The organism is Sulfuricurvum sp. (assembly GCF_019163035.1).
In the GTDB taxonomy this organism is placed as follows: domain Bacteria; phylum Campylobacterota; class Campylobacteria; order Campylobacterales; family Sulfurimonadaceae; genus Sulfuricurvum.
In genome coordinates this window covers 1-6,199 of the sequence record NZ_JAFLKV010000033.1, presented here as the reverse complement: position 1 = coordinate 6,199, position 6,199 = coordinate 1, and the positions used below count along the sequence as shown (strand labels likewise).

General features: G+C 42.1%; 7 protein-coding genes and 1 pseudogene. 1 reads left to right on the top strand and 7 read right to left on the bottom strand.

Annotated features, from left to right (window positions below):
* The first annotated feature begins 212 nt into the window (after positions 1-212).
* Positions 213-1,250 (top strand): bifunctional 3,4-dihydroxy-2-butanone 4-phosphate synthase/GTP cyclohydrolase II, encoded by a 1,038-nt coding sequence (locus JZU62_RS02815; protein ID WP_295011685.1) that lies wholly within the window; start codon positions 213-215, stop codon positions 1,248-1,250.
* A 9-nt stretch (positions 1,251-1,259) separates the two neighbouring features.
* Here the strand turns inward: JZU62_RS02815 and JZU62_RS02810 are convergent, their stop codons facing one another.
* From JZU62_RS02810 to JZU62_RS02780, 7 genes and pseudogenes are all read right to left on the bottom strand, one after another.
* Complete coding sequence (locus JZU62_RS02810; RefSeq protein ID WP_295011683.1) at positions 1,260-1,655, bottom strand: glycine zipper 2TM domain-containing protein; 396 nt, start codon at positions 1,653-1,655, stop codon at positions 1,260-1,262.
* Between the two features lie 13 nt (positions 1,656-1,668).
* On the bottom strand, positions 1,669-2,427 hold the full coding sequence (locus JZU62_RS02805) for a hypothetical protein (RefSeq protein WP_295011681.1): 759 nt from the start codon (positions 2,425-2,427) through the stop codon (positions 1,669-1,671).
* Between the two features lie 3 nt (positions 2,428-2,430).
* The gene (locus JZU62_RS02800) at positions 2,431-3,048 is read right to left on the bottom strand and encodes a penicillin-binding protein activator LpoB (protein WP_295011679.1); all 618 of its coding nucleotides are present in this window, start codon (positions 3,046-3,048) and stop codon (positions 2,431-2,433) included.
* Positions 3,049-3,059: 11 nt separating this feature from the next.
* Positions 3,060-3,428: a DUF1425 domain-containing protein gene (locus JZU62_RS02795; RefSeq protein ID WP_295011677.1), complete on the bottom strand. Its 369-nt coding sequence runs from the start codon at positions 3,426-3,428 to the stop codon at positions 3,060-3,062.
* Positions 3,415-4,830 (bottom strand): hypothetical protein, encoded by a 1,416-nt coding sequence (locus JZU62_RS02790; protein WP_295011675.1) that lies wholly within the window; start codon positions 4,828-4,830, stop codon positions 3,415-3,417. Before JZU62_RS02790 ends, JZU62_RS02795 begins: the two co-directional genes overlap by 14 nt.
* A gap of 76 nt (positions 4,831-4,906) precedes the next feature.
* Positions 4,907-5,608, bottom strand: a complete 702-nt coding sequence (cysE, locus tag JZU62_RS02785) for a serine O-acetyltransferase (RefSeq protein WP_295011673.1) — start codon at positions 5,606-5,608, stop codon at positions 4,907-4,909.
* 9 nt (positions 5,609-5,617) lie between these two features.
* A pseudogene (locus tag JZU62_RS02780) lies at positions 5,618-6,199 on the bottom strand (arginine decarboxylase); the annotation flags it as partial.

Genomic DNA, 6,199 nt, shown 5'->3' with positions numbered 1-6,199 from the left:
AACCTTCAATCTACAGTACCAAAAACTGTTGGCATACCATTTGCCTATACCCCAACATTATGTTGTGAGGCCGAAATTATAGACACTTTTGCTAAATTTGTCAAGTACTTTTCACTCAATTGTACAAAAAATGCCATTTTCTTGATTGTCATTAAATTTTAAACCTTTTACCCTATAATTGCCTTACTATATTAATAACAAAAGAGTTTTAAATGTCAGCAGTGCAACGTGTATTGGATGCTATCGAAGAGTTTAAAAAAGGGCGTATGGTCATCATGGTGGATGATGAGGATCGTGAAAATGAAGGGGATTTGGTTTATGCTTCCGTTTTTTCAACTCCGGATCATGTCAATTTTATGGCAACACATGCCAAAGGGTTAATCTGTGTAGCTATCAATCCAAGCATCGCTAAACGCCTTAGCCTTGAGCCGATGGTTAAATCGAATACTTCCATGCACGAAACGGCATTTACGATTTCAGTGGATGCTACGGTAGCAACAACGGGTATTTCAACTCACGAACGGGATATGACAATCAAAATTTTGGCAAATCCACTTTCTCATCCCTCAGAATTGGTTGCCCCTGGGCATATTTTTCCTCTGATTGCAAAAGAGGGGGGGACACTCGTTCGTATCGGACATACGGAAGGCTCAGTAGATCTGTGCCGTTTGTCGGGATTGGCAGAGTCGGCAGTTATCTGTGAAATTATGAAAGAAGACGGAACAATGGCTCGTCGTGACGATTTGGATCTCTTCGCTGCCAAACATGATCTGAAAACGGTCTATATCTCGGATATCGTCGAATTCCGTCTCGCCAATGAAACATTAGTTAAAGCGATTTCGGAAGAAGAGATCGAGTTTTTCGGTGTTCATGTTAAAAAATACGAATTTGCTGACCATCAGGACAATCGTCATACGGCAGTGGTTTTCTATAAAGCAGGAGAAACGGCAAATGTCAAAGTACACAATGTTGTCCCGGATCTCGATTTGCTCCTCAATCAAAGTAAATATACCCATTTAATTGATTCAATCCATTATCTCAAACACAATAGCGGTGTATTACTCTTTATCAATAAACCGCATCATCAACAAGTCAATATGAAAGAGTACGGTATCGGTGCTCAAATTCTTAAATCATTAGGGGTTAAACATATGCGCCTGATTGCGGAGACAAAAGTCTCTGATTTTGCTGGACTTGGCGGATTTGGACTCGATGTAGTGGAGACGATAAATCCCACAGAGGGGATGTAAGGAGAAACGTCAGTGAACCGTATTACATTTACGGATGAGCTGATATTGAGGAGTTACTTGGGCACTGCCTGAATTTGCACCTACTGCGGTTCCGATAGCCGCACCTGCAATGGTTGCAGCCGCATTTCCGCTACCGCTTCCGAATTGATGACCGACAATCCCTCCGACGATTCCTCCTACTATGGCACCGCCGACATTGGGTGTATCACTCTCTTGTGAAGCACCGCTAATTGGCACTTGCTCGTACCAACATTGCTGCTGTGGAGAAGATGATTCTACGACAGGAGATGATGAATAGGATGCAGGTGGTGTCATATAATAATCATTGCTACCCGTGTTAAGTATCTCTGCATGAGACAACGTTGATACGATAAAAGCTAACAAACCGACTGCATAATATTTCATAAGAATCCTTTTCTTAATCTATGAGCTGTTTACCTGGAGAATCTTGGTAATTCGTCTCAGTTGATCTTTTTTTGCCCGTGAGGGTTTCGATCATTGAGGCAGTTAAATCATCAACCGACATATCAACGGTGTCATCGACGGGAACCGGATCATTCATGTTAAAGGTTTGTTGACCTGTACCTGTAAATGTTTTAGCAAACACCACTTTTCCGGTTTTTTTGTTGGAAACTTGAATATGAATCGAAGTTGTAGCCGTGATCGCATAGCGCTCATTGCTTCCATCAGGGACAAGGCGTGGTTTGCTACAGCGCATTGCTTTGATAGATCCTGTGAGAGCATACTCTCCTGATTTCGACATGGATACACCTGCATCGTTGAATGCAGTTTCGATAACACTCGTCATTTTGTCAGAGTACATAATTTTTTCAACAATAACGGTATCGTTGTACGTGCTAGCTGTATACTTGCGTTTTTCTTGGTAATCTTTATACTCATTATCACGCTTCATACTTGCTTTTGCCGATCCGCTTGCATTGAATGAGAAGTATCCCGATCCGCTGACATGAGAAGAGTGTTCGACATTTTCATCTTCTTTGATACTGCCGTTTTGATTATGGGTAGCTTCTGCAACGCTGTTTTCAAAATTCTGTACAACGGTATAGTTGTAGCTTAACGGTTTTACTTCTACCTGTTCGCCTTCAGGCAAGATAGCGGCGCTGAGCACTATTGAAGTGCTACAAAGAGCAGCAAGTACATAGGTAATGAGTTTCATGATTTACCATCCCATCGAAGATTTTGCGGTAACTTTGCGAATCTCTTTTTCATCTGCCCAAAGAATCTCACCGCTTTGAGGATCGACGAGTTCCATGGATACATTGTAGTAAACGTCTTTGACATCATCGTTGGCTTTTTTGATTGAGCGGACATTTCCGGTAATGATGTAATCCGAATCGGTCATCGCTTTCATTTTGGTTTTAGTCGTAGCAGTTGTGGTCAAATCACGCTCGGCACTCACTTGATTTAGGTTCGCGGTATCTGCCAAGAAACGAACTTGTCCTGATTTTAGGAGCTTGATACGGATTTTATCGGTGATCGCTTTAGTGTCGATATGCTCGTATGTAAGATTGTTAACCGTGCGAAGACGAACTTTCGGTGGTTGCTTCGCTTTTGCAATATAGCGAGTTTCAAGAAGAGACTGTGTTAACGTCTCTGCGGTTGATTGTAAATCGGATGAGCCGAAATCAGCTGTTACTGTTTCAGCCGCTTTAGCATCGCCGTATTTGACATTAGATGAAGCACCTACCATTCCGGCTCCGCCGGTTGCACAACCGCTCATTAAAAATGATGAGAGAACAAGGGTTGTAGTAAGAGAAAGTTTTGTGAATGTTGTCATGCGTTTTTTCCTTATTTATTTGGGGTTGAAATTACAATACGATAATCAGTTACATCGGGACGGCTTGCCATATCAACGACACGGATTTGCTGTTTCCCGATGATAGTAAACGGTTTCCATGCCGTTTGATCCACGACAATACCTCGGCTATCAATCCATTCGATTTGGTAAACCATACCCTCAACTTCGTTGTCATCTTCATTTTCAAACGTAGCGGCAACTTTTAAAAATTTACCTTCTTGGAAGCTTTTGTGTTCTTTAAGAATAACACGCTCTTTTCCGATGAAATGTTCTTGGTTTTTACCGGCACAACCGCTCATCCCCAGAAGTAAAAAACTTCCAAGTGCGAGCGAGAGGAGAATATTTTTAGTAGGCAACATGGTCAATCCTTATATTATCGTTAGTGATGTAAGAGACAAGAACAAGAACCCCTTTTTTATCTTTTGGAAGGGTGAACGATTCTTGCCGATCGTTCATGGTAATAGTAAAGGTCTCTCCTTGTAGTGCTTCAAATTTAGAAAGGTATCCTGAGTTTGGGAGCATTTCCCAGTTTCGGTATCCTGAATCAGCCGCTGAACTTCCGACATCCATGACTAATGATGCCATAAGTCCCCCAAAAGCTCCAAAATTATCGGACGCTTGTTTAGCTACCACCGCTTTAGTGGTTGCTCGTACAACCGCTTTAGAGAGTTCACCGAATAATTCGTCTTTGAGGGTTTTATATGCCATTGCATTGGTTTGTAACAGTCTTGGAGGTTGGAGTCGTAGTTTATCTGTTGAAATAGTGACGACGCTGATATCATTGATTGGAGGGTTAAATGCCGGAAGATCAATGCTCGCATAGTTAGCACCGTTAAAGAGAGGGAATCGTATTTTTTCAATTTTAACCGCCGGTGCTTCACCTGCTAAGATCACCACGGTAATTTCCATTTTCTCAATTTTAGGTTGGAGTGGCTGAGCAACAGTAGGAGTTGCTTTTTTCCCTTTTACTATAGGTTTGACTTTGGCTGTAACAGGAGGAAGTGCTGATGCGGGGAGCTTTACAAACGCTTTTGAGACATCAGGGTTAAGGGTAATAGCACGCTTAAGGCTCACTTCTCCTAAATTTTCGGTTGGAAATGCGATATTGGAGATGATACTGCTGAGGGTATAGGAAAAAGGGTCTTGATAATTATTGGCTAACTTTCGGACACTATCATCTTCGAGCATGGCTGACATGGAATATTCACTGGGGATAGAGGATACATTACTTCCCTCTTTTTCAGCTTTTTCTTTCTCTTCAGCCGCCTCTTTAATCTTTTCTTCGGTTTCATTTAACCAAAATTCTTGGCGCTGTTCCATTCGGCGCATCTCCACCGAAGCCCCTTCGAAATTCCCCATCATGGCGTAATTAAGAGCATTAAGGGTGTGCATCAGGGTACGCTCATACCCTTTTCCATAATAACTTTCAGCCCCTTTAGACAAAAAAGTAGATCCTAAAAAAGAGCCTACACTGCGTAAACTTACTTTGGCTCTGTTTTCGTATTCGTCTAAAATTTCAAACGATTTTTCAAATGAGTTAATTGACGTATTAAAATCACCGTTTGCTTGTTGCAGTCGTGCGAGATCAAGCCAGTACCAAAACTCATCTTGATCGGATGTGTCAGCGCTTAATGTGGAAAGGGTTTGATCAAACTGAGGCTTTGAGAGGCTAGAACGGAGGGTATCTGAGTCCAACGATGTAGCCCCTAACTGAAGAGCACAAAGTAAAGAACAACCGATAATACTTAACTTATGGGTCATTGAACACCTTTGAGGAGGGGAAATAGTAACGACTGATTGTAATGGCTTCTATATTAAAAAATGTTTAACAGAGTAGTTAATTTTTCATCGCTTTAATAAACGATTCATAGATGTTTTCTAGTTGCAAGTCTTGTTCTAAAATCTCCGTATTGTCTTGAACCATATAATGCTCTAACACGGCAACACGGCGAAGGAGGTACTCAAACATCTCTTTGTTAATATCGGGGAGTTTATTATGGCTGAAAGGATCTTTGTCACGCCCTTTTTGGATTACATGGGCAGGAATTCCGATGGCGGTACTGTTGTCAGGAACTTCACGGACGACAACGGAATTGGCTCCGATTTTTGAGTTTGATCCGATGGTAATATTGCCTAAAACTTTGGCTCCGGCTCCGATGACCACACCGCTCTTAATCGTCGGATGACGTTTTCCGGCAACGAGGCTAACTCCGCCCAACGTTACCCCTTGATAAATAAGAACATCGTCTTCGATAATGGTTGTTTGACCGATCACAACACCGAATCCGTGGTCGATAAAAACACGTCGTCCGATGGTAGCACCAGGATGGATATCAATGTTGGTAAGGACTTGATTGATCCCCATGATGACACGAGCAAAAGCGCGAAATCCATTGCGATAGAGGCGGTTGGAGATACGGTACCAAAAGATTGCCCAAACGCCCGGATAATTAAAAAAGAGTTCGATTCGAGAACTGATAGCGGGATCATTCTTATAAACGTTCGAAAAATCTTCGGCAATTTCAGAAAAAAGTCCCAAATTCAATCCTTATCGAGTGGTTCGCAGGTACCCGTTTTGGTAGAGGTACATTTCGAGTTTTTGAAGTGTATCACTTTTTTCTTCTTCTGTCCTAAAATCACTGGATGCAAGTTTATTTTTAAGGTTACTCAGAAGTTTAGAAGAGTCATAACCGATATCTTCGAGGATATTGAGTACATTATCCGATTCCGTGAAATTTTCGATCTCATACCCATGTTCATTGATGAGAATCGTACATTCACTCGGGTGGGTAAAGAGATTATGGTTCATTCCTAAAGTCTCCTGATACGCCCCGACGTTGAAAAATGCCAAGAAGTATTCTTCTTCATCAAGATCGATATCATGGAGATACAACGGTGTCTCAGGTTGAAAGCGGATTTCTCCGTCGCTGTCACAGGTAATGTCCCACAAACTTGCCGCTCGGATGGCAGGGATATCGAGACGATCTAGCGGCATGATCGGAAACTGCTGTTGCAATCCCCAATAATCGGGAATACTTTGAAAAATAGAAGTATTGATCAAATAGCGCTCTTGGAGCTTCACCTGTAGACGCTCGATTTCGGGCATTGGGTTGTCTTGAGAGAGGTAGAG